This window comes from Variovorax sp. ZS18.2.2, from assembly GCF_024701975.1.
Classification (GTDB): domain Bacteria; phylum Pseudomonadota; class Gammaproteobacteria; order Burkholderiales; family Burkholderiaceae_C; genus Variovorax.
Genome location: NZ_JANLNM010000001.1, coordinates 454,529 through 474,151 on the forward strand (window position 1 = coordinate 454,529; position 19,623 = coordinate 474,151).

At 66.6% G+C, this 19,623-nt stretch carries 19 protein-coding genes; 11 read left to right on the top strand and 8 right to left on the bottom strand.

From position 1 onward, the window contains the following. Positions 1–131: 131 nt before the first annotated feature. From NU688_RS02260 to NU688_RS02270, 3 genes are all read right to left on the bottom strand, one after another. Complete coding sequence (locus NU688_RS02260; RefSeq protein ID WP_257858931.1) at positions 132–1,922, bottom strand: PhoH family protein; 1,791 nt, start codon at positions 1,920–1,922, stop codon at positions 132–134. A gap of 220 nt (positions 1,923–2,142) precedes the next feature. Further along, positions 2,143–2,619: a peroxiredoxin gene (locus NU688_RS02265; protein WP_007830801.1), complete on the bottom strand. Its 477-nt coding sequence runs from the start codon at positions 2,617–2,619 to the stop codon at positions 2,143–2,145. Between the two features lie 135 nt (positions 2,620–2,754). Then, positions 2,755–3,138 (bottom strand): Mth938-like domain-containing protein, encoded by a 384-nt coding sequence (locus tag NU688_RS02270; protein WP_257858932.1) that lies wholly within the window; start codon positions 3,136–3,138, stop codon positions 2,755–2,757. 99 nt (positions 3,139–3,237) lie between these two features. On the opposite strand from NU688_RS02270, the gene NU688_RS02275 reads away from it, so the two are divergent. From NU688_RS02275 to moaD, 6 genes are all read left to right on the top strand, one after another. Next, positions 3,238–4,470 (top strand): pyridoxal phosphate-dependent aminotransferase, encoded by a 1,233-nt coding sequence (locus NU688_RS02275; RefSeq protein WP_257858933.1) that lies wholly within the window; start codon positions 3,238–3,240, stop codon positions 4,468–4,470. 95 nt (positions 4,471–4,565) lie between these two features. After that, positions 4,566–5,888 (top strand): homoserine dehydrogenase, encoded by a 1,323-nt coding sequence (locus NU688_RS02280; RefSeq protein ID WP_198787701.1) that lies wholly within the window; start codon positions 4,566–4,568, stop codon positions 5,886–5,888. Between the two features lie 20 nt (positions 5,889–5,908). Then, the gene (thrC, locus tag NU688_RS02285; RefSeq protein WP_257858934.1) at positions 5,909–7,324 is read left to right on the top strand and encodes a threonine synthase; all 1,416 of its coding nucleotides are present in this window, start codon (positions 5,909–5,911) and stop codon (positions 7,322–7,324) included. Positions 7,325–7,342: 18 nt separating this feature from the next. Beyond that, positions 7,343–7,888: a molybdopterin-guanine dinucleotide biosynthesis protein B gene (gene mobB / locus NU688_RS02290; RefSeq protein WP_257858935.1), complete on the top strand. Its 546-nt coding sequence runs from the start codon at positions 7,343–7,345 to the stop codon at positions 7,886–7,888. Then, positions 7,881–9,167, top strand: coding sequence for a gephyrin-like molybdotransferase Glp (gene glp, locus NU688_RS02295; protein ID WP_257858936.1), 1,287 nt, complete (start codon positions 7,881–7,883; stop codon positions 9,165–9,167). The genes mobB and glp overlap by 8 nt, the downstream gene beginning before the upstream one ends. 169 nt (positions 9,168–9,336) lie before the next feature. After that, positions 9,337–9,588: a molybdopterin converting factor subunit 1 gene (gene moaD, locus NU688_RS02300; protein ID WP_013540539.1), complete on the top strand. Its 252-nt coding sequence runs from the start codon at positions 9,337–9,339 to the stop codon at positions 9,586–9,588. Here moaD and dapA read toward each other — a convergent pair. After that, complete coding sequence (dapA, locus tag NU688_RS02305; protein ID WP_257858937.1) at positions 9,575–10,465, bottom strand: 4-hydroxy-tetrahydrodipicolinate synthase; 891 nt, start codon at positions 10,463–10,465, stop codon at positions 9,575–9,577. The genes moaD and dapA overlap by 14 nt on opposite strands. A gap of 253 nt (positions 10,466–10,718) precedes the next feature. Between dapA and NU688_RS02310 the strand changes: the two genes are divergently transcribed. After that, positions 10,719–11,195, top strand: coding sequence for a molybdenum cofactor biosynthesis protein MoaE (locus NU688_RS02310; RefSeq protein WP_257858938.1), 477 nt, complete (start codon positions 10,719–10,721; stop codon positions 11,193–11,195). Here NU688_RS02310 and NU688_RS02315 read toward each other — a convergent pair. Continuing rightward, a complete protein-coding gene (locus tag NU688_RS02315; protein ID WP_257858939.1) occupies positions 11,192–12,187 on the bottom strand; it encodes a Bug family tripartite tricarboxylate transporter substrate binding protein in 996 nt (331 codons plus the stop codon). The genes NU688_RS02310 and NU688_RS02315 overlap by 4 nt on opposite strands. Positions 12,188–12,328: 141 nt before the next feature. On the opposite strand from NU688_RS02315, the gene clpB reads away from it, so the two are divergent. The 3 genes from clpB to arfB are packed head-to-tail and all read left to right on the top strand — an operon-like array spanning position 12,329 to position 15,752. After that, positions 12,329–14,950 carry an ATP-dependent chaperone ClpB gene (gene clpB, locus NU688_RS02320; RefSeq protein ID WP_257858940.1) on the top strand — a complete coding sequence of 874 codons (2,622 nt, stop codon included), beginning with the start codon at positions 12,329–12,331 and terminating at the stop codon, positions 14,948–14,950. A gap of 9 nt (positions 14,951–14,959) precedes the next feature. Then, positions 14,960–15,301 carry a hypothetical protein gene (locus NU688_RS02325; RefSeq protein WP_257858941.1) on the top strand — a complete coding sequence of 114 codons (342 nt, stop codon included), beginning with the start codon at positions 14,960–14,962 and terminating at the stop codon, positions 15,299–15,301. 43 nt (positions 15,302–15,344) lie between these two features. Continuing rightward, positions 15,345–15,752 (top strand): alternative ribosome rescue aminoacyl-tRNA hydrolase ArfB, encoded by a 408-nt coding sequence (gene arfB, locus NU688_RS02330; RefSeq protein WP_093434177.1) that lies wholly within the window; start codon positions 15,345–15,347, stop codon positions 15,750–15,752. On the opposite strand, the gene NU688_RS02335 is transcribed toward arfB, so the two are convergent. Further along, positions 15,721–16,248, bottom strand: coding sequence for a hypothetical protein (locus NU688_RS02335; protein ID WP_257858942.1), 528 nt, complete (start codon positions 16,246–16,248; stop codon positions 15,721–15,723). The two genes, arfB and NU688_RS02335, sit on opposite strands and share 32 nt — an antisense overlap. A 108-nt stretch (positions 16,249–16,356) precedes the next feature. On the opposite strand from NU688_RS02335, the gene NU688_RS02340 reads away from it, so the two are divergent. Beyond that, on the top strand, positions 16,357–16,935 hold the full coding sequence (locus NU688_RS02340) for a DUF3299 domain-containing protein (protein WP_257858943.1): 579 nt from the start codon (positions 16,357–16,359) through the stop codon (positions 16,933–16,935). A gap of 9 nt (positions 16,936–16,944) precedes the next feature. Here the strand turns inward: NU688_RS02340 and NU688_RS02345 are convergent, their stop codons facing one another. Continuing rightward, on the bottom strand, positions 16,945–17,829 hold the full coding sequence (locus NU688_RS02345; RefSeq protein ID WP_257858944.1) for a LysR substrate-binding domain-containing protein: 885 nt from the start codon (positions 17,827–17,829) through the stop codon (positions 16,945–16,947). Positions 17,830–17,840: 11 nt separating this feature from the next. Then, on the bottom strand, positions 17,841–19,559 hold the full coding sequence (locus tag NU688_RS02350) for a SulP family inorganic anion transporter (protein WP_257858945.1): 1,719 nt from the start codon (positions 19,557–19,559) through the stop codon (positions 17,841–17,843). Positions 19,560–19,623: the final 64 nt, after the last annotated feature.

Sequence of the window (19,623 nt, forward strand, 5' to 3'; positions counted from 1 at the left end):
CTGGAAGGAGCCTCGATGGTGCGAGCCGCCTCCTGACAGCGTCTTGTCAGGAGCCTGTCATGGCGAGCGAAAAAAAGCCCGCGATGCCCCTGGGAGCATGCGCGGGCTCGATGGCCGGGAATCGCGGTTTTTTAGAGCACGTCGCTCGCGAAGTCGGCCAGGCGCGAGCGTTCACCGCGCGCGAGCGTGATGTGCCCACCGTGCGGCCAGCCCTTGAACTTGTCGACCGCGAAGGTGAGGCCCGAGGAGCCTTCCGTGAGGTACGGCGTATCGATCTGCGCCAGGTTGCCCATGCAGATGATCTTGGTGCCCGGGCCGGCGCGGGTGATCAGCGTCTTCATCTGCTTGGGCGTCAGGTTCTGCGCCTCGTCGATGATCACGTACTTGTTCAGGAAGGTGCGCCCGCGCATGAAGTTCATGCTCTTGACCTTGATGCGGCTGCGGATCAGCTCGTTGGTGGCCGCGCGGCCCCACTCGCCGGCGCCGCCGCCATCGCCCTTGGCCAGGAACTCGAGGTTGTCGTCGAGTGCGCCCATCCAGGGGCCCATCTTTTCTTCCTCGGTGCCGGGCAGGAAGCCGATGTCCTCGCCCACGCTCACGGTCGCGCGGGTCATGATGATCTCGGTGTAGCGGCGGTCGTCCAGCACCTGCGTGAGGCCCGAGGCCAGCGCCATCAGCGTCTTGCCGGTGCCGGCGGTGCCGGTCAGCGTGACGAAGTCGATCTCCGGGTCCATCAGCAGGTTCATCGCGAAGTTCTGCTCGCGATTGCGCGTGTTCACGCCCCAGACCGCGTTCTTGCCCGAGCTGTAGTCCTTGAGCGTCTTGAGCACCGCGGTCTTGTCGCGGATTTCGGTGACGCGCGCGTACATGCTCGGCTCGCCCGGCGCCTCGAAGAAGACGAACTGGTTGATGTACAGGTTGGGCACGATCGGACCGCTGATCCGGTAGAAGGTGTTGCTGCCACTCTGCCAGCTCTCGACGGTCTTGCTCTGGCGGGTCCAGAAGTCGGGCGGGAGCGCCAGCGAGCCGGCGTAGAGCAGGTCGCCGTCTTCCAGCGTCTTGTCGTTCTGGTAGTCGTCGGTGGCGAGGCCCAGGGCGCGCGCCTTGACGCGCATGTTGATGTCCTTCGACACCAGCACCACTTCCTGTTTCGGCTTGCCCGGGCGTTCCTTGGCGTACTCGTCGCGCAGTGCGTGCACGACACCCAGGATCTGGTTGTCGGCCTTGCCCTGGGGCAGGCTGATCGGCAGCGAGTAGTCGAGCGGAGCGGTCTGGAAGAACAGACGACCGCCGGCCTCACGATGACCGGTGGTGTCGAGCTTCAGGCCCTTGTCGATGTCGGCGTCCTGCGCACCAGCCAGCGCGTCGAGCGTACGGCTGGTCTGGCGGCCGTTGCGGGCGACTTCGGTGGTGCCTTTCTTGTGGCCGTCGAGCTCTTCCAGCACGATCATCGGCAGGAAGATGTCGTGCTCCTCGAAGCGGAACAGGCACATCGGGTCGTGCAGCAGCACATTCGTGTCGAGCACGAACAGCTTGGCCGGACCGGTGGACTTGTTGCGCTTGGGGCGTGCCGGGGCCTGGGGCGCCGCCGCTGCGGGAACGGGTGCGTAGGTCGGGGCAGGTGCTGTGGGGACCCGGGTCTCGATCTGGATGGCAGCAGGTTGCTGCGGGGCGGGTGCCGGTGCAGGCGCGGTTCGGGATCTGGCCCGGCGCGACGACGGACGCGCGGTGTCGCCGCCGCCTGCCGCCTCGGAGCCCAGGTTGTCGAACAACTCCAGCGGCTGCGGCCCGTTCGGGGCCGTTTCGTCAGCGCGCTGGTCGCCGGATCGGCGCGACCCCCTGTGCGAGGACCGGGCTGGCGCATCGATGGCGTCCGGCGAGAGCAATGCGGCGCGTTTCGTGGGGGCGGGAGGCAATGGCATGTGTGAGGTCGCTCGCAGGAAAGTGGAAACCAGAAAACGAAAAAGCCGCCTGAAGACCAAGGCGGCTTTGTTCGGGGGATGCGGTCGTGGAGCTCAACGGCATGAGGCCATTATGCACACCGCAGATGACACGCCAGAGGCTCTTTGCGGCTTTTACGCACTGCGTTGGGCATTCCCCACGCAATGCGCAAAAGCGCAGCCCTGGTCGCGTCTTGCAGTGTCAGGCGGCCTTCTTGAGCGCCTTGACTGCCTTGAGCACGTCGTCGACGTGGCCCGGAACCTTGAGCCCGCGCCATTCGGCCTTCAGGATGCCGTCGGCGCCGATCAGGAAGGTGCTGCGTTCGATGCCCTTGACCTTCTTGCCGTACATGATCTTGTTCTTGACCACGCCGAACATGTGGCACATTTTTTCTTCGGTGTCGGCGATGAGTTCGAAGGGCAGCTCGAGCTTGGCCTTGAACTCGTCGTGCGACTTCATGTTGTCACGCGAAACGCCGAAAACGGTGGCACCGGCCTTTTCGAAGTCCTTGTAGCGGTCGCGAAACTGCATGGCTTCGGTGGTGCAACCCGGAGTGTTATCTTTCGGGTAAAAATACATGACCAGCACGTGGCCGAGATGCGAGGTATTCGAGACCTTGAGGCCGCCCGTGGCGTTGGCGTCGAATTCAGGAATGGGTTTGTTGACAACGATCGCCATGAAACTTGTTTTCTCCGTTAGATTCCGTGGATCGAGTTCTTCGGGGCAGACTCGACGCGCGGAGGATTGGTCGTTGCTAACTTTGGGGTAGCTGGCCTGTTCGCAACCCGCTATTTTACCCCGAAAACACCCCTCTCAGTCAGACGACGGGCTCTCGATCAGCAGGGCGGCTATTACGTGCCTGCCTTCACCGGCCAGGATGTTGTAGGTCCGGCAGGCCGCCGGGGTGTCCATGGTCTCGACGCCGGTGCGCTGCGCCATCAGGGGCTGAAGCCAGGCGGGCTGCGGAAAGCGGATGCGGCTTCCGCTGCCGAAAATGATCAATTCCGCCCCCAATTGAGCCAATTGCGCGAAATGCTCGGGGCCGATTTCGTCGAATCGGGTGCAATTCCACTCGAAACGCTCGCCGCGGGAGCCGACCACCACGCTGCCCTCGACCTTTTCGTTGTTGATCGCGACCCAGCCAGGGCCGTGTGCGGTGAGGGACTGGGCGTCGGATTTGTCGGGCTGGAGCTTCATCTGGTCACTGGGAACTGTGGTCAAATTATAGGTTTTCCCCAGTGACACGAGGCCTGCAGGGGCCTTTGACCCTCGAGTAAACACGCCCGGGAGGGCCCTTTGAAGCAGCTCAAGAAATCGGCCAAGCTGGCCAACGTTCTCTACGACATCCGCGGTCCCATCATGGACGCCGCCAAGCAGATGGAAGAGGACGGCCAGAAGATCATCAAGCTCAATATCGGCAATCTGGCCGTGTTCGGCTTCGATGCGCCCGAGGAAATCCAGCAGGACATGATCCGCAACCTGCCGAATTCGGCGGGCTATTCGGACAGCAAAGGTGTTTTTGCCGCGCGCAAGGCGGTGATGCACGAGACCCAGAAGCAGGGCATTGCCGGCGTCACGCTGGACGACATCTACCTGGGCAACGGCGCCAGCGAGCTCATCGCCATGTCCACGAACGCGCTGCTCGACGACGGCGACGAGCTGCTCCTGCCGGCCCCCGATTACCCCCTGTGGACCGCCTCCACCAGCCTCTCGGGCGGTACTCCGGTGCACTACCTCTGCGACGAGGCCAACGGCTGGATGCCCAACCTGGACGACATCCGCGCCAAGATCACGCCCCGCACCAAGGGCATCGTGGTCATCAACCCGAACAACCCGACCGGCGCGCTCTATTCCGACGATCTGCTCAAGAGCATCGTGGCCATCGCGCGCGAACACGGTCTCGTGATCTTTGCCGACGAGGTCTACGACAAGGTGTTGTACGACGGCGTGAAGCACACCGCCATCGCCAGCCTGTCGACCGACGTGCTCACGCTCACCTTCAATTCGCTCTCCAAGAGCTATCGCTCGTGCGGCTATCGCGCCGGCTGGGTCGTGGTCTCGGGCGACAAGCGCGCTGCGCAGGACTACATCGAGGGCCTGAACATGCTCTCGAACATGCGCCTGTGCGCCAACGTGCCGGGCCAGTGGGCCATCCAGACGGCCCTGGGCGGCTACCAGAGCATCAACGATCTGGTCTGCGACGGCGGGCGCCTGCGCCGTCAGCGCGACCTGGCCTACGAGCTGATCACCGCCATTCCGGGCGTGACCTGCGTCAAGCCGAGCGCAGCGCTCTATATGTTCCCCAGGCTCGACCCCGAGGTCTACCCGATCACGGACGACCGCCAGTTCTTCCTCGAACTGCTCAAGGAAACGCGCGTAATGCTGGTGCAAGGCACCGGCTTCAACTGGGCCACGCCGGATCACTTCCGCATCGTGTTCCTGCCCCACGAAGACGACCTGCGCGAGGCCATCAACCGCATCGCGAAGTTCCTGGAGCAGTACCGCCTGCGCCGCAGGACAGGATCGTGAAATCTGCTGGCGGCGGCATGTGCCGTCGCCTTGCCGGCGATGCCTGAAGGCTGCCACCCATCCAAACCATGAACGCCATGAGCGCGACTCTCCCAATGAAACCCATCCAAGTAGGCTTGCTCGGCGCAGGCACGGTCGGCAGCGGCACCTTCAAGGTACTCCAGCGCAACCAGGAAGAAATCAAGCGCCGCGCCGGCCGCGGCATCGAGATCACCATGGTGGCCGACCTGGACACCGCCCGCGCCCGCGAAGTGGCCGGCGAAGGCGTCAAGGTGGTGGCCGATGCGCGCGAAATCATCGCCAACCCCGACATCGACATCGTCATCGAACTGATCGGCGGCTACGGCGTCGCGAAGCAACTGGTGCTCGAGGCCATCGCAGCCGGCAAGCACGTGGTCACCGCCAACAAGGCGCTGCTTGCGGTGCACGGCACCGAGATCTTCGCGGCCGCGCACGCCAAGGGCGTGATGGTGGCCTTCGAAGCGGCCGTTGCCGGCGGCATCCCGATCATCAAGGCGCTGCGCGAAGGCCTCACTGCCAACAGCATCCAGTGGCTGGCCGGCATCATCAACGGCACGACCAACTTCATCCTCTCCGAGATGCGCGACAAGGGCCTGGACTTCGCCACTGTGTTGAAGGAAGCCCAGCGCCTCGGCTACGCCGAAGCCGACCCGACCTTCGACATCGAAGGCGTCGACGCCGGCCACAAGGTCACGCTGATGAGTGCCATCGCCTTCGGCATTCCGGTGCAGTTCGACAAGGCTCACATCGAGGGCATCACCAAGCTCGCCGCGCAGGACATCAAGTACGCCGAGCAGCTCGGCTACCGCATCAAGCTCCTGGGCATCACCAAGCGCACGGCCAAGGGCATCGAGCTGCGCGTGCATCCGTCGCTCGTTCCATCCAAGCGCCTGCTGGCGAACGTCGAAGGCGCGATGAACGCGGTGGTCGTGCATGGCGACGCCGTCGGCACCACGCTCTACTACGGCAAGGGCGCCGGGAGCGAGCCGACCGCCAGCGCGGTGATCGCCGACCTGGTCGACATCACCCGCCTGCACACGGCAGACGCCGCGCACCGCGTGCCGCACCTGGCCTTCCACCCCGACGCGATGAGCGACCTGAAGGTGCTGCCGATGGCCGAGGTCGTCACCAGCTACTACCTGCGCCTGCGCGTGGCCGACCAGGCCGGCGTGCTCGCCAAGGTGACGGGCCTGCTGGCCACCGCCGGCATCAGCATCGACGCGGTGCTGCAGCGCGAAGCCGACGAAGTGGGCGGCGAGGGCTCCACGCAGACCGACCTGATCATCCTCACGCACGACGCGCGCGAAGGCACCGTCAACGACGTGCTGGCCGAGCTGCAGGCGCTGCCGACCGTGCTGGAGCCGATCGTGCGCATCCGCAAGGAAGAGCTGTCCTGAGGACGGCACAGAGGAACACCGTGAACTACCTGAGCACCCGCGGTCATCCCGACCGCAAGCGCTTCTGCGAAATCCTCCTCGAAGGCCTCGCGCCCGATGGTGGGCTGTACCTGCCGGAAACGTACCCGCAGGTCCATACCGCCACGCTAGCCAAGTGGCGTGACCTGCCGTATGCCGAGCTGGCCTTCCAGATCCTCTCGCTCTACATCGACGACATTCCCGCGGCCGACCTGAAGGCCATCTGCGCGAAGACCTACACCGCCGAGGTGTTCGGCACCGACGAGATCGTGCCGCTGCGCGAGCTCGAGGACGGCGTGTACATCGAGGCCCTGTCCAACGGCCCCACGCTGGCCTTCAAGGACATGGCGATGCAGCTCCTGGGCAACCTGTTCGAGTACGAACTGGCCCGCCGCGGCGCCGAGCTCAACATCCTGGGCGCCACCAGCGGCGACACCGGCAGCGCGGCCGAGTACGCCATGCGCGGCAAGAAGGGCGTGCGCGTCTTCATGACCTCGCCGGACGGCCGCATGAGCCCGTTCCAGCAGGCGCAGATGTTCAGCCTGCAGGACGAGAACATCCACAACATCGCCATCACCGGTGTGTTCGACGACTGCCAGGACATCGTGAAGGCGGTGTCCAACGACCTGGGTTTCAAGCGCAAGTACCGCATCGGCACGGTCAACTCGATCAACTGGGCGCGGCTGCTCGCGCAGGTCGTCTACTACTTCGCGGGCTACTTCCAGGCTACGGCCAGCAACGACAAACCGGTGAGCTTCACCGTGCCCTCGGGCAACTTCGGCAACGTCTGCGCGGGCCACGTGGCGCGCATGATGGGCCTGCCGATCCGGACGCTGGTGGTCGCCACCAACGAGAACGACGTGCTGGACGAATTCTTCCGCACCGGCATCTACCGCGTGCGCGGCGCGGCCGACACGCACGAGACCTCCAGCCCGTCGATGGACATCAGCAAGGCCAGCAACTTCGAGCGCTTCGTGTTCGACCTGGTGGGCCGCGATGCCGGCAAGCTGCGCAAGCTGTTCGTGGAAGACCTGGGCCTGGAAGGCCGCTTCGACCTGAGCGCCGACCCGGCCTTCAAGCAGGCTGCCGAACGCTTCGGCTTCAAGAGCAGCCGCAGCACGCACGCAGACCGTCTGGCCACCATCCGCGACACCGAGAAGCGCTTTGCCACGCTGGTCGACCCGCACACGGCCGACGGCCTGAAGGCCGCGCGCGAATTCCTCGTGCCGGGCGTGCCGATGGTGGTGCTCGAAACGGCGCTGCCGATCAAGTTCGCCGCCACGATCGTCGAGGCCCTGGGCCACGAGCCCGACCGGCCCGCGAAGTTCGAAGGCATCGAGGCGCTGCCCAAGCGCGTGGTCAAGCTGCCGGCGGACGCCGAGGCCGTCAAGGCCTACATCGCTCAGAACTGTGACTGACGCATCGAGTTGTCCGGCATGAAGGTCGTCGGCTTCGCCGGGTACTCGGGCGCGGGCAAGACCACGCTGGTGGAAAAGCTGATTCCCGTGCTCAAGCGCCTCGGCCAGCGCGTCTCGGTGGTCAAGCATGCGCACCACAAGTTCGACATCGACCACCCCGGCAAGGACACGTACCGCCATCGCGAGGCCGGCGCCTTCGAAGTGGTCGTCGCCTCCGACAAGCGCCTGGCGGTGATGCGCGAATTCGAAACCCCCGTCGAGCTCGATGTGCATCAGCTGCTAGCTGAATTGCATCCGGCTGCCGACTGGGTGCTGGTCGAGGGCTTCCGGCACAGCGACGTGCTCAAGATCGAGGTCTGGCGCCTGCCCGAGGTGGGCGAGTCATCAAGACCCGTGCTCTATACCGACGATCCGTTCGTCACCGCCGTCGCGACCGATGCGCCCGGCAGCCTGCCGGCCCCCACTGAGCGGCAACTGTTCGACCTCAACGACGCCGAGGCCATCGCGCAGTGGCTCATCGCCAATGGCGAGCGCTTCGAGTACAACCCGGAACACCATGGCTGACACACCCGTTCCGTTCTCCGCGTCCAACGCGCGGCCCCCGCTGATGCCGCTGGACGAGGCCATCGCGCAGTTGCTGGCCAAGGCCGCACCGAAGCTTCCCGAGGAGAGCGTCGTCACCTTCGACGCCGATGGCCGCGTGCTCGCGCAGGACCTCGTCTCCGGCCTCACCGTGCCGCCGCGCGACAACAGCGCGATGGATGGTTACGCAGTGCGCGGGGCCGATTGCGCCGCGCCCGGTGCCGTGCTCCAGGTGACGCAGCGCATTCCCGCAGGCACCGTCGGCACGCCGCTGGCAGCCGGCACCGCGGCGCGCATCTTCACCGGCGCGCAGATTCCCGAGGGCGCCGACGCCGTCGTGATGCAGGAAGACACGACCGCCACGCCGCAGGAAGGCGGCCTGGGTTCAGTGCGCATTGCGATCGTTCCCGTCGTCGGCCAGTGGGTCCGCCGCGCGGGAGAAGACGTGGCCTCCGGCGACGTCGTGCTGAAGAAGGGCGAACGCCTCACGCCCGCAGCGCTCGGCCTCGCCGCCAGCGTCGGTTTTCACAAGCTGCAGGTCGCCCGCAAACCGCGCGTGGCGATGCTCTCCACCGGCGACGAGCTGGTGATGCCCGGCGAGGTCGCGCCCGACGCGATGAAGCCCGGCGCGATCTACAACTCCAACCGCTTCTTCATGCGCGCCCTGCTGCACCGGCTGGGCTGCGAGGTGAACGACCTGGGCATCGTGCCCGACAACCGCGAGACCACCATCGCGGCGCTGCGCGACGCGGCCGAGGCGAGCGACCTGATCATCACGACCGGCGGCGTCTCCGTCGGCGAGGAAGACCACATCCGCGCCGCGCTCCAGTCGCTCGGCGAGTTGCAGCTCTGGTCGCTGTCGATGAAGCCCGGCAAGCCTTTCGCCTACGGGTCCATTGCGCGCAGCAACGGCCAGGGCGTGTGCCATGTCACGGGATTGCCCGGCAATCCGGTGTCGAGCTTCCTGACCTTCCTGATGCTCGTGCGCCCCTTCCTGCTGATGCTGCAGGGCGCCGACCGCGTGACGCCCGAGGCCGTGCAGATGCGCGCCGATTTCGACTGGCCGCGCGCCGACAAGCGCCGCGAGTTCCTGCGCGCACGGCGCAACGCCACGGGCGGGCTCGACCTGTTCGCCAACCAGAGTTCGGGCGTGCTGACGTCGATGGTCTGGGGCGACGGCGTGGTCGACAACCCCTCGGGCCAGACGATCAAGTCGGGCGACACCGTGAACTTCATTCCCTTCGCCTCGCTGCTCGCCTAGGATGAAACTTACCCCCAGTCTTCGCGCACTTCGTGTCGCTTCGCCAACCCCCTTCCAGGGGGCGACACCAGCGGCCCGGCAGAGCCGGTTCCGCGGTGTCTCCCGACTGGATCGCGACGGTTTCATGCGTCGCGGGTCACGCAAGGCGTGATGGAAAGCCGACATGCCGATTAAGGTCCAGATCCGTTATTTCGCCTCGGTGCGCGAGGCGCTCTCCAGCAGCAACGAAACCGTCGACACCCACGCCGAAACGCTCGCCGCATTGCGCGACGAACTCATCGCGCGCGGCGGGGCGCACGCCACCGCCCTCGCGCGCGGCAAGGCGGTGCGCATGGCGCTCGACCAGGTCATGAGCGACGAAGCCGCAGCCCTGCACGAAGGCTGCGAGGTCGCGTTCTTCCCGCCGGTTACGGGCGGCTGAGCCGCGCGTCCAGCGCTACGAGGCGCTCGCGCAGGCCCTCGGAGGCGCGCGTCATCGGCGAACGCAGCTCGTCGCGCATCGCACCGCCGTGGGCCAGCAGCGCCTTCAATGGGCCGGGGTTCGATTCAGCAAACAGCATCTCGATCAGCGGCTGCAACGGCTGCCATTCGGCGCGCGCTTCAGCCACGCGGTTGTCGGCCAGGAGGCGCAGCACCTGCACGAAGCGCCGGGTCTGCACATGCCCGCTCGCAGCGATGGCGCCCACGCCGCCTTCGGCCACCGTCGAGAAGATCTGGTGGTCTTCGCCCGACAGCACCTGCAGCCGGCCATCGGCGATCAGCGCGCGCGTCTTGGCCATGTCGCCGCCGCAGTCCTTGATGCCCTGGATGCGCGGGTGCGCGGCCAGCGCGAGCAGCGTCTCGCGCGAGAGGGTGGCGCCGGTGCGATAGGGGATGTCGTAGATCAGCACCGGCACCGCGCTCGCATCGGCAATCGCGCGGAACCATTCGAGCAGGCCGGCCTGGGAGGGGCGGATGTAGTGCGGCGCGGGCACCAGCAGGCCCGCGAGCGGCCGTTCCGAGAGCTTGCGCACCCAGGCCGTCGTCTTGCCCAGGTGGTAGCCCGAGAGGCCCATGAGGACCGGCAGGCCACCGGCGGCGGCCTGCACGGTGTCTAGTGACGCCAGTTGCTCCGCGTCGTCGAGTGCGGCGGCTTCGCCGGTCGAGCCGCAGACCACGAAGCCGGCCACGCCGTCGGCGGCGAGGCGCCGGGTCAGCGCGGCGAGCGCTGAGTGGTCGATCGCGCCGTCGCGGAACGGCGTGACGAGCGGAATCCAGAGGCCCGAGAAATCAGGGGAGGTGGTTTGTTGTTGTGGCACGCAGGCTTCCTTTCAGGAATCAACCGATGGAAAGAACCACCGTCCGATGCGCGCACAACCATGCAGGGGTCAAAGCCTCTTGGCAGGTTCCGTCGCTCATCCGACGACGGAACCGCAGCTCCGGTCAGACGAGCTTTGGTTTTTTGGCTTTGCTGCCCTGGCGCGCGCAACGGCCCTCGGGGTGCGAAAGCACCATGGAGAGCGTGGCGAGGCAAGGCATGGACGCAGTCTATCTCGATGACACAATCCGGACATGAGCGTTGCGCGTGTTTCGATCCAGACGGGTGATTTCGACTTAAGCCAGGAGGTCGCCGCGTTGCGCGCGGGCGACAAGCGCGTGGGCGCGGTCTGCGCTTTCATCGGCACAGTGCGCGACCGCAACGACGGCAGCACCATCGCCTCGATGGAGCTGGAGCACTACCCCGGCATGACCGAGAAGGCCATCGAGGCCATGATCGACGAGGCGCACAAGCGCTTCGACATCCTCGGCGCCCGCGTGATCCACCGTGTCGGCCTGCTGCAGCCGCTCGACCAGATCATGATGGTGGCGGTGGTCTCGGCCCATCGCGGCCAGAGCTTCGAGGCCTGCGAGTTCCTGATGGATTACCTCAAGACCCAGGCCCCGTTCTGGAAAAAAGAACAGACGCCCGAAGGCGCCCGCTGGGTCGATGCGCGCGTCAGCGACGACGCGGCGTTGGCGCGTTGGGGCATCTCTGCCCCGAACGCTTAAAGCGGCTTGAAGCCGCTCGATTGGATGATCCGCTCCCAGGTCTGCGTGTACGTGCGCACGCGGCCTGCGAACTGACCTTGCGGTTCGTAGCCGACCGTGAGCCCCATCGTCGTCAGCTTCTGCTTCACGTCGGGCATCGCCAGCACTTTCTGCAGCGCATCGCCGTACTTGTCGATGATCGGCTGCGGCGTGCCCACCGGCGCGAAGATGCCGTAGTAGGGCAGGTCTTCCAGGTTCGAGAAGCCCAGTTCGGTGAAGGTCGGCACGTTCGGAATCACCGCCTGGCGCTTGGCGCCGATGGAGGCCACGATGCGCACCTTGCCCGCCTTGTGGTTCTCGATGAAGTCCGGCACCGAGGCGATGCCCGCGGTGATCTGGTTGCCCAGCATGTCGGCCGTCATCGGCGCGCTGCCGCGGTAGGGCGCGGGCTGCACATCGATCTTGTATTTGTCCGAGATCATCTTCACGAGGAATTCGGGAATCGATGCGGGCGCGGGGATGCCGATGGTTTCCTTGCCGTCCTTGGCGGTGCGGACCCACTTCACGTACTCGTCGATGCTCTTGGCCGGCGTGCCGCCCGAGACGGCCAGCACGTTGGCGAAGGTGGCGAAACCGGCCACGGGCACGAAGTCGGTCGCTGGGTTGAAGCCGGGGTTCTTCACCACCTGCGGCAAGATCGAGATCGTGTGGTCGTGCGAGAGGAACAGCGTGTGGCCGTCGGCGGGCGACGACTTCAGCACCGTCGCGGCGATCTGCCCACCCGCGCCCGCGCGGTTCTCGACCACCACCGGCACGCCCAGCACGTCCTTGAGCTTTTCACCCAATGTGCGCGCGATCGCGTCGGTACCCGCGCCTGCGGGGAAGCCGACCAGGATGCGGATCGGCGTGCCGCTCTGGGCCTGCGCCAGCCCGGCCATGCCCATGGCGGCCGCAAAGAGACCCACGCTGAGCGCGCGGCGCGCCGGCTGGACGCGCTGCATTGAAAAAACCATGATCGACTCCATTCGAGAGAGAGAAATGCCTGTGGCAGAAAGGTGCGGGGCACCGTGCAATACCCGTGCCCATGGCACGGGCCCGATTTACAACCTTGAATCGTGCCCGAACGGCCCTATTTTGGAAGCAGGAATACCACCATGCGACAAGACAAACTCACCACCAAATTTCAGGAAGCACTGAGCGACGCCCAGTCGCTTGCGCTCGGCAACGACAACGCCTACATCGAGCCGGCCCACCTGCTGGTCGCGATGCTGCGCCAGGACGACGGCCCCCGCGCCCTGCTGGAACGTGCCGGCGTCAATGTGCCGGGTCTCGCGCAGGCCGCCGAAGCGGCCATCAAGAAGCTGCCGCAGGTGCAGGGCCACGACATCGTGCAGGTCGGCCCCGACCTGGGCAAGCTGCTGCAGGCCACCGAGAAGGAAGCCCTCAAGCGCAATGACCAGTTCATTGCCGGCGAACTCTTCCTGCTGGCCGTGACCGACAGCAAGTCCGACATCGGCAAGATCGCGAAGGAAAACGGTTTGAGCCGCAAGTCGCTCGAATCGGCCATCGACGCCGTGCGCGGCGGACAGGGCGTGAACAGCGCCGATGCCGAAGGCCAGCGCGAAGCGCTCAAGAAATACACGATGGACCTGACCGAGCGCGCGCGTCTCGGCAAGCTCGACCCGGTCATCGGCCGCGACGAGGAAATCCGCCGTGCCATCCAGGTGCTGCAGCGCCGCACCAAGAACAACCCGGTGCTCATCGGCGAACCTGGCGTGGGCAAGACCGCCATCGTCGAAGGCCTCGCGCAGCGCATCGTCGCGGGCGAGGTGCCCGATTCGCTCAAGGGTAAGCGCGTGCTGTCGCTCGACATGGCCTCGCTCCTGGCGGGCGCCAAGTTCCGCGGCGAATTCGAGGAGCGCCTGAAGACCGTGCTCAACGAACTCGCGAAGGACGAGGGCCAGACCATCGTCTTCATCGACGAACTCCACACCATGGTCGGCGCCGGCAAGGCCGAGGGCGCGATGGACGCGGGCAACATGCTCAAGCCTGCGCTCGCGCGCGGCGAACTGCACTGCGTGGGCGCCACCACGCTGGACGAATACCGCAAGTACATCGAGAAAGATGCGGCCCTGGAGCGCCGCTTCCAGAAGATCATCGTGGGCGAGCCCAGCGTCGAGGCCACCATCGCGATCCTGCGCGGCCTGCAGGAAAAATACGAAGTGCACCACGGCGTGCAGATCACCGACCCGGCCATCGTGGCCGCGGCCGAACTGTCTGACCGCTACATCACCGACCGCTTCCTTCCCGACAAGGCCATCGACCTGATCGACGAGGCTGCGGCCAAGATCAAGATCGAGATGGACTCCAAGCCCGAGGTGATGGACCGCCTCGACCGCCGCCTGATCCAGCTGCAGATCGAGCGCGAAGCCGTGCGCCGCGAGAAGGACGAGGCCTCGCAGAAGCGCTTTGGCCTCATCGAGGACGAGATCGCCAAGCTGCAGAAGGAAATCGCCGACTACGACGAAATCTGGCAGGCCGAGAAGGCCCAGGCCCAGGGCAGTGCGCACATCCGCGAAGAAATCGAAAAGCTCAAGATCGAGATCAAGGAATGGGAGCGCAAGGGCGACTTCAACAAGTTGGCCGAGCTGCAATACGGCCAGCTGCCCGCGCTCGAAAAGCGACTGAAGGAAGCCGAGGCCAGCGAGGCGAGCAAGGGCAAGTCGAGTGCGCCCACGCTGCTGCGCACGCAGGTCGGCGCGGAAGAAATCGCCGAGGTCGTGGCGCGCGCCACCGGCATCCCGGTCGCCAAGCTGATGCAGGGCGAGCGCGACAAACTGCTCGTGATGGAAGACAAGCTGCACGAGCGCGTGGTCGGCCAGGACGAGGCCATCGGCGCGGTCGCCAATGCGATCCGCCGCTCGCGCTCGGGCCTGTCGGACCCGAACCGCCCCACGGGCTCGTTCCTGTTCCTCGGCCCCACGGGCGTGGGCAAGACCGAGCTGTGCAAGGCGCTCGCGGGCTTCCTGTTCGACAGCGAAGACCACCTGATCCGCATCGACATGAGTGAGTTCATGGAGAAGCATTCCGTCGCGCGCCTCATCGGCGCGCCGCCCGGCTACGTGGGCTACGAAGAGGGCGGCTACCTCACCGAGGCCGTGCGCCGCAAGCCCTACAGCGTGGTGCTGCTCGACGAGGTCGAGAAGGCGCATCCGGACGTCTTCAACGTGCTGCTGCAGGTGCTGGACGATGGCCGCCTGACCGACGGTCAGGGCCGCACCGTGGACTTCAAGAACACCGTGATCGTGATGACCAGCAACATCGGCTCGCCGATCATCCAGGCCATGGTGGGCAAGCCTTCCGAAGAGATCAAGGAAGCGGTGTGGGACGAGCTGAAGAACTACTTCCGCCCCGAGTTCCTGAACCGCATCGACGAGACGGTCGTGTTCCACGCGCTCGACGCGAAGAACATCGAATCGATCGCCGCGATCCAGCTGAAGGTGCTCAAGGCGCGTCTGGCGAAGATGGACCTGGGCCTGGAGGTGTCGCCCGCGGCGCTGGCCGAAATCGCCAAGGTCGGCTTCGATCCGGTGTTCGGTGCGCGGCCATTGAAGCGTGCGATCCAGCAGCGCATCGAGAACCCGCTCTCGCGGCTGTTGCTGGACGGCAGCTTCGGGCCGAAGGACACGATCGAGGTCAATACCGACCCGATCCAGTCGCCGGGCCAGTTCTCGTTCACCAAGGGCGGGGAACCAACGGCGGCTGCTTCGGCCTAAAGTCGGATGATGAACTTCATTTTTCGCGTCATTCTTGTGCTCCTGGGGCTGGTGTTCGCGGCCAGCCTGGCCGTCGCGGTCATGCTGCTGGCGGCTGTGTGGGGCGTGCGCTACGCCTGGGGGCGTCTCACGGGCAAGCCCGTGACGCCTTGGGTTGCTTCGATGGGCGGGCGCTTCAATCCACGTTCGGGCTTCGACCGGTTTCGCAATGCGGCAAATCCGGCCGAACCGACGGCCGCCGACGTTGCCAACGCGCGTGCGCGCGGTGAGTCGGTGGTGCGCCCCGAGCGCATCCGCGGCAGCGCCAGCGACGTGACCGACGTCGCGCCGAAGTCGGTCTCGCGCGGCTGACCCTTCGCCGTCGCCCAACGCGTTTGAAGGCACACTCGCCTTCATGCTGCGCCCACCTCTCCTGATCGATCCCGACGAAGTCGAGATCAGCGCCATCCGTGCGCAGGGCGCGGGCGGGCAGAACGTCAACAAGGTCTCGAGCGCGATCCACCTGCGCTACGACATCCCCGCAAGCTCATTGCCCGCCGACGTGAAGGAGCGGCTGCTCGCGCTGCGCGACAGCCGCATCACGCAGGAGGGCGTCTTCGTGCTCAAGGCGCAGCAGCACCGCACGCAGGAGATGAACCGCGCCGATGCGCTCGCGCGCCTGCAGGCGGTGATCGACACCGTGGCCACGCCGCCGCGCGTGCGGCGCGCCACCAAGCCCACCTATGGTTCCAAGCAGCGCCGGCTCGAAGGCAAGAGCCAGCGCGCGCAGATCAAGAACCTGCGCGGACCTGTGCGGGACTGACCGGCTTGTCGCCGCGCAGCCGCTTGATCTGCAGCGTCACGCCGACCAGGTACAGCGCGCCGAGCACCGCGGTGATCGCCTTGAGTTCGGGCGCCTCGGCACTCGACAGCAACGGCGCACCCAGTGGCAGGCGGGTCAGGGTTTCGGTGAAGGCTGGAATCCAGTGAAAGAGAAAACTGGCCGAGTAGGCGATGGCCTCGATGTAGCGCGAGTTCTTCCCGAGGCCACCCCGGCCAGCCAGCGCACCCACCGCCAGCGCGACCAGCGTGATGATGCCCAGCGCATGCGGCTTGCCGAAGCCGCCGTGCTGGAAGATGCCGAAGCCGGTCAGGCAGGTGAGCACGGTGGTCCAGACGAAGACCTGGCCCCATCCGGTGCGGAGGGTGATTTCCTTGTAGCGCAGCAGGGCGGCGATCCCCGCGATGACGGCGATCAGGCTGATCGCGGTGTGAACCAAGCCGAGGGACGTGAGTCCCAGCCATCCTGTAGCTGCCATGCGGATCTCCTCGTTGTCGTGGTGCGGCATTCTGGCGCGGGGCCGCCCATTTGGGTGATTTGTCCCCGCTTTACGTCCCTGAAACATCTCCCAAGCAAAATCGTGGTCATGAGAAGGTTCTTTCCGCGCGTTCTGCTGTCGGCGTTTCTCCTGGCGCCGGCCGCTGCGCTGCTGGCCGGCTGCGGCCCGCAGGCTCCTGCAGCAGGTGCCAGCATGGCCGCCGCCCCGGAGCTCAAGTGGGACGAACTCATCCCCAAGAGCTGGGACCCGACCAAGCGCTACCGCAACATCAGCCTGGAGGCGCTGCGCGACAACGATCCGCGCGCGATCCAGATGCTCGACGAGATGCGCGCCGTCTGGGACAACGCGCCGGTCAACGTAGCGCTCGACGGCACCGCGGCCAAGCTCGCGGGTTTTGTCGTGCCACTGGACAGCACGCAGGACGGCATCCGCGAATTTCTTCTCGTGCCGTACTTCGGCGCCTGCATCCACACCCCGCCGCCACCCGCCAACCAGATCGTGCATGTGATCGCCGACCAGGCCTTCAAGGGCCTGCACGCGATGGACACGGTCAAGGTCAGCGGCATCCTGAAGGCCGCGCGCTACGCCTCGGTGGACATGGGCGTGAGCGGGTACGAGATCAAGTCGGCGGCGGTGGAGCGCTTTGTTCCGGCCCAGCCGAAATAAGCGCGAGCATCAAGTCATTCGCTGCGACAGAAAGTCGAGGAACGACGTGATCCGCGCCGACAGCTGCGTGTTGCGGTAGTACACCGCGTTCACCGGCTGGCGCACATCCACCGTTTCTTTCGCCAGCACCTGCACCAGCGCACCGCTTGCGCGGTCGGCGCCGGTCATGAAATCTGCCAGGCACACGATGCCCGCGCCGGCCAGCGCGAGCTGGCGCAGCGTTTCGCCGCTCGACGCGGCGAGCGTGGGCGCGATGGCCCACTCATCGCCATGCACGCCGCGCAGCGGCCAGCGGTTGAGCGACTCGGGCTGGGTGAAGCCCAGCAGCGTGTGGTCCACCAGCTCGGCCGCCGTGCGCGGCTTGCCGTGTGCCTCGAGATACGCCGGGCTCGCGAGCACGCGCAGGCGGTGCGTGCCGAGCGGCCGCGCATGCAGCGTGGAGTCGCGCAGCGGCCCGATGCGGATCGCGATGTCGGTGCGGCGCTCCAGCAGGTCGATGGGCAGGTCGTCGGTGTCCAGCTCCAGGCTGATCTGCGGGTAGAGCCTCCGGAATTCGGGCACCAGCGGCACGATGGCGTGCAGCATGAAGGGCGAGGCCGCGTTCACGCGCAGCCGGCCGGCTGGCTGCTCGCGGCGCGCGGCCATCTGCTCTTCGGCATCGTCGATCGCATCGAGGATCGCGCGGGTGCGCTGCAGGAAGGCTGCACCTTCCTCGGTGATTTCGAGGCGCCGCGTGGTGCGGCGCATCAGCGTGGTGTCCAGCTTCTGCTCGAGCCGGCTCAACGCGCGGCTGATGCCCGAGACCGTGTGGCCAAGCTGCTCGGCCGCGGCGGTGATCGAGCCGGTGTCCACCACCGTGCGGAACGCGACGAGTTCTTCGATGGTGGTTTTCATTGGCGCTGGGCTCAGCCTGCGGTCTCGGCCTCTATCGGCACGTCGATGCGCGGCATCAGCGCCGCAAGCGCTTCGCCGTCGGTGCGGTAGCTGAAGAGCATCGGTCCCGGCGCGAGCAGGCCGGCGCGCTCGAGCACCTGCATGGCGGGCAGCTTCATGCCGCTCAGGTGCAGGCGCACGCCCTTGGATTCCATCATCCGGCGGATCGAGCCGAACACCTCGGCGCCGGTGATGTCGATGCGGTTGATGGGCTGCGCGAAGAGGCACACGTCGGTGAGCTCGGGGCGCTCGGCCAGCGCCACGGTGAGCGCGCGTTCCAGCGTGGAGGCCGATGCGAAGTCGAGCTCGGCGTCCATGCGCAGCGCATAGAGCCGCGGCGCGAGCGGCGGCAGCTTCCAGAGGTTGCGGTCGCGCAGGCTGCCGTCGGGATGCAGGCCCACTTCGATGATGCGCGGATGCAGGTGGCGGTACATGTAATGCGCCATGCTCGCGAGCAGCCCGCCGAGCACGCCCCAGTAGATGCTGGGTGCGGTCGCGATGGTCAGCACGAAGGTGCCGAAGGCGATGCCCGCCTCGATGCGCGAGATGCGCCACAGCGCCGTGAAGCTCGCGGGCTTCACCAGCCCGAGGATGGCCGTGACCACCACGGCCGCCAGCACCGCCTGCGGCACGTGGTACAGCAGCGGCATCAGCCACAGCAGCGCACCGGCCACCACCACCACGCTGAAGAGCGTGGCCCAGCCGGTCTGCGCGCCCGCATAGAGCGTGATGGCCGAGCGCGAGAACGACGAGCTGGTCGGAAACGCGCCCGTGAAGCCCGAGGCCAGCTTGGCCAGGCCCTGGCCGATCAGGTCCTGGTTTTCGTTCCACAGCGTGCCGGCGCGCGCGTTGTCGACCTTGGCGCTGGAGGCGGTCTCCAGGAAACTCACCAGCGTGATCATCAGCGCGGGCAGCACCAGCGCGCTGAACGTGCCCAAGGGGAGCAGGCCGGGCCAGTAGAACGAGGGCAGGCCCGAGGGCAGGCTGCCGACCACCGCACCGCCGCGCAGCGCGTAGTCGATGCCCCAGCTGATGGCCGCAGCGCCGGCCACCAGTGCCATCGTGGTCGGAAAGCGCGGCGCGAGCCGCTTGCCCAGCCACAGCACCGCGATGCTGCCGAGCCCGAAGGCGATGGCCACGAGATCGGGCAGCGGCCCGCCCTGCAGCACCTGAGGAATCGTGCGCCCGGTAAAGCCCAGCAGCGACGGCAATTGCGAGATTGCGATCAGCACCGCCGCGCCCTGCGTGAAGCCGATCAGCACCGGCGAATTGACGAGCCGCAGCAGCCAGCCGAAGCGCCCCGCGCCCAGCACGATCTGGATCGCGCCCGACATCAGCGTGAGCCACACCGCCATCGCCACCCACTCGGCGCTGCCCGCCACCGCCAGCGGCGCGAGCGAGGCGCCAACCAGCAGGCTGGTGAGGGCAGTGGGCCCGACCGACAGCCGCTGCGAAGAACTGAACATCACCGCGATCAGCGCGGGGAACAGCGCCGCGTACACGCCGGTCACCAGCGGCATGCCGGCCAGCGCCGCATACGCCACGCCTTGCGGAATGACCATCAGCGCCACGGTGATGCCGGCCATCGCCTCGCTGCGCAGCAGCGCCGCGGAAGGGCGGGGCCATGCAAGACAGGGAACCCAGCGCGCGAGGCGCTGGCGCAGGGAAGAGGGGGAGGCTGCCGGGGTCATGGAGTCGTTACGCGCGCACGGGGAGAAACAGGCAAGCACATGCGCGGTGCGCCGCGCGGGGGCA

Bases quoted from the DNA above. Each gene is read 5' to 3' on its own strand.
- arfB (WP_093434177.1), top strand. From the start codon at position 15,345: ATGCTGCGCCCACCTCTCCTGATCGATCCCGACGAAGTCGAGATCAGC.
- glp (WP_257858936.1), top strand. From the start codon at position 7,881: ATGGCTGACACACCCGTTCCGTTCTCCGCGTCCAACGCGCGGCCCCCG.
- NU688_RS02345 (WP_257858944.1), bottom strand. From the start codon at position 17,829: ATGAAAACCACCATCGAAGAACTCGTCGCGTTCCGCACGGTGGTGGAC.
- NU688_RS02280 (WP_198787701.1), top strand. From the start codon at position 4,566: ATGAAACCCATCCAAGTAGGCTTGCTCGGCGCAGGCACGGTCGGCAGC.
- NU688_RS02260 (WP_257858931.1), bottom strand. From the start codon at position 1,922: ATGCCATTGCCTCCCGCCCCCACGAAACGCGCCGCATTGCTCTCGCCG.
- NU688_RS02325 (WP_257858941.1), top strand. From the start codon at position 14,960: ATGAACTTCATTTTTCGCGTCATTCTTGTGCTCCTGGGGCTGGTGTTC.
- NU688_RS02315 (WP_257858939.1), bottom strand. From the start codon at position 12,187: ATGGTTTTTTCAATGCAGCGCGTCCAGCCGGCGCGCCGCGCGCTCAGC.
- NU688_RS02350 (WP_257858945.1), bottom strand. From the start codon at position 19,559: ATGACCCCGGCAGCCTCCCCCTCTTCCCTGCGCCAGCGCCTCGCGCGC.
- clpB (WP_257858940.1), top strand. From the start codon at position 12,329: ATGCGACAAGACAAACTCACCACCAAATTTCAGGAAGCACTGAGCGAC.
- NU688_RS02265 (WP_007830801.1), bottom strand. From the start codon at position 2,619: ATGGCGATCGTTGTCAACAAACCCATTCCTGAATTCGACGCCAACGCC.
- mobB (WP_257858935.1), top strand. From the start codon at position 7,343: ATGAAGGTCGTCGGCTTCGCCGGGTACTCGGGCGCGGGCAAGACCACG.
- NU688_RS02270 (WP_257858932.1), bottom strand. From the start codon at position 3,138: ATGAAGCTCCAGCCCGACAAATCCGACGCCCAGTCCCTCACCGCACAC.
- NU688_RS02340 (WP_257858943.1), top strand. From the start codon at position 16,357: ATGAGAAGGTTCTTTCCGCGCGTTCTGCTGTCGGCGTTTCTCCTGGCG.
- NU688_RS02310 (WP_257858938.1), top strand. From the start codon at position 10,719: ATGAGCGTTGCGCGTGTTTCGATCCAGACGGGTGATTTCGACTTAAGC.
- NU688_RS02335 (WP_257858942.1), bottom strand. From the start codon at position 16,248: ATGGCAGCTACAGGATGGCTGGGACTCACGTCCCTCGGCTTGGTTCAC.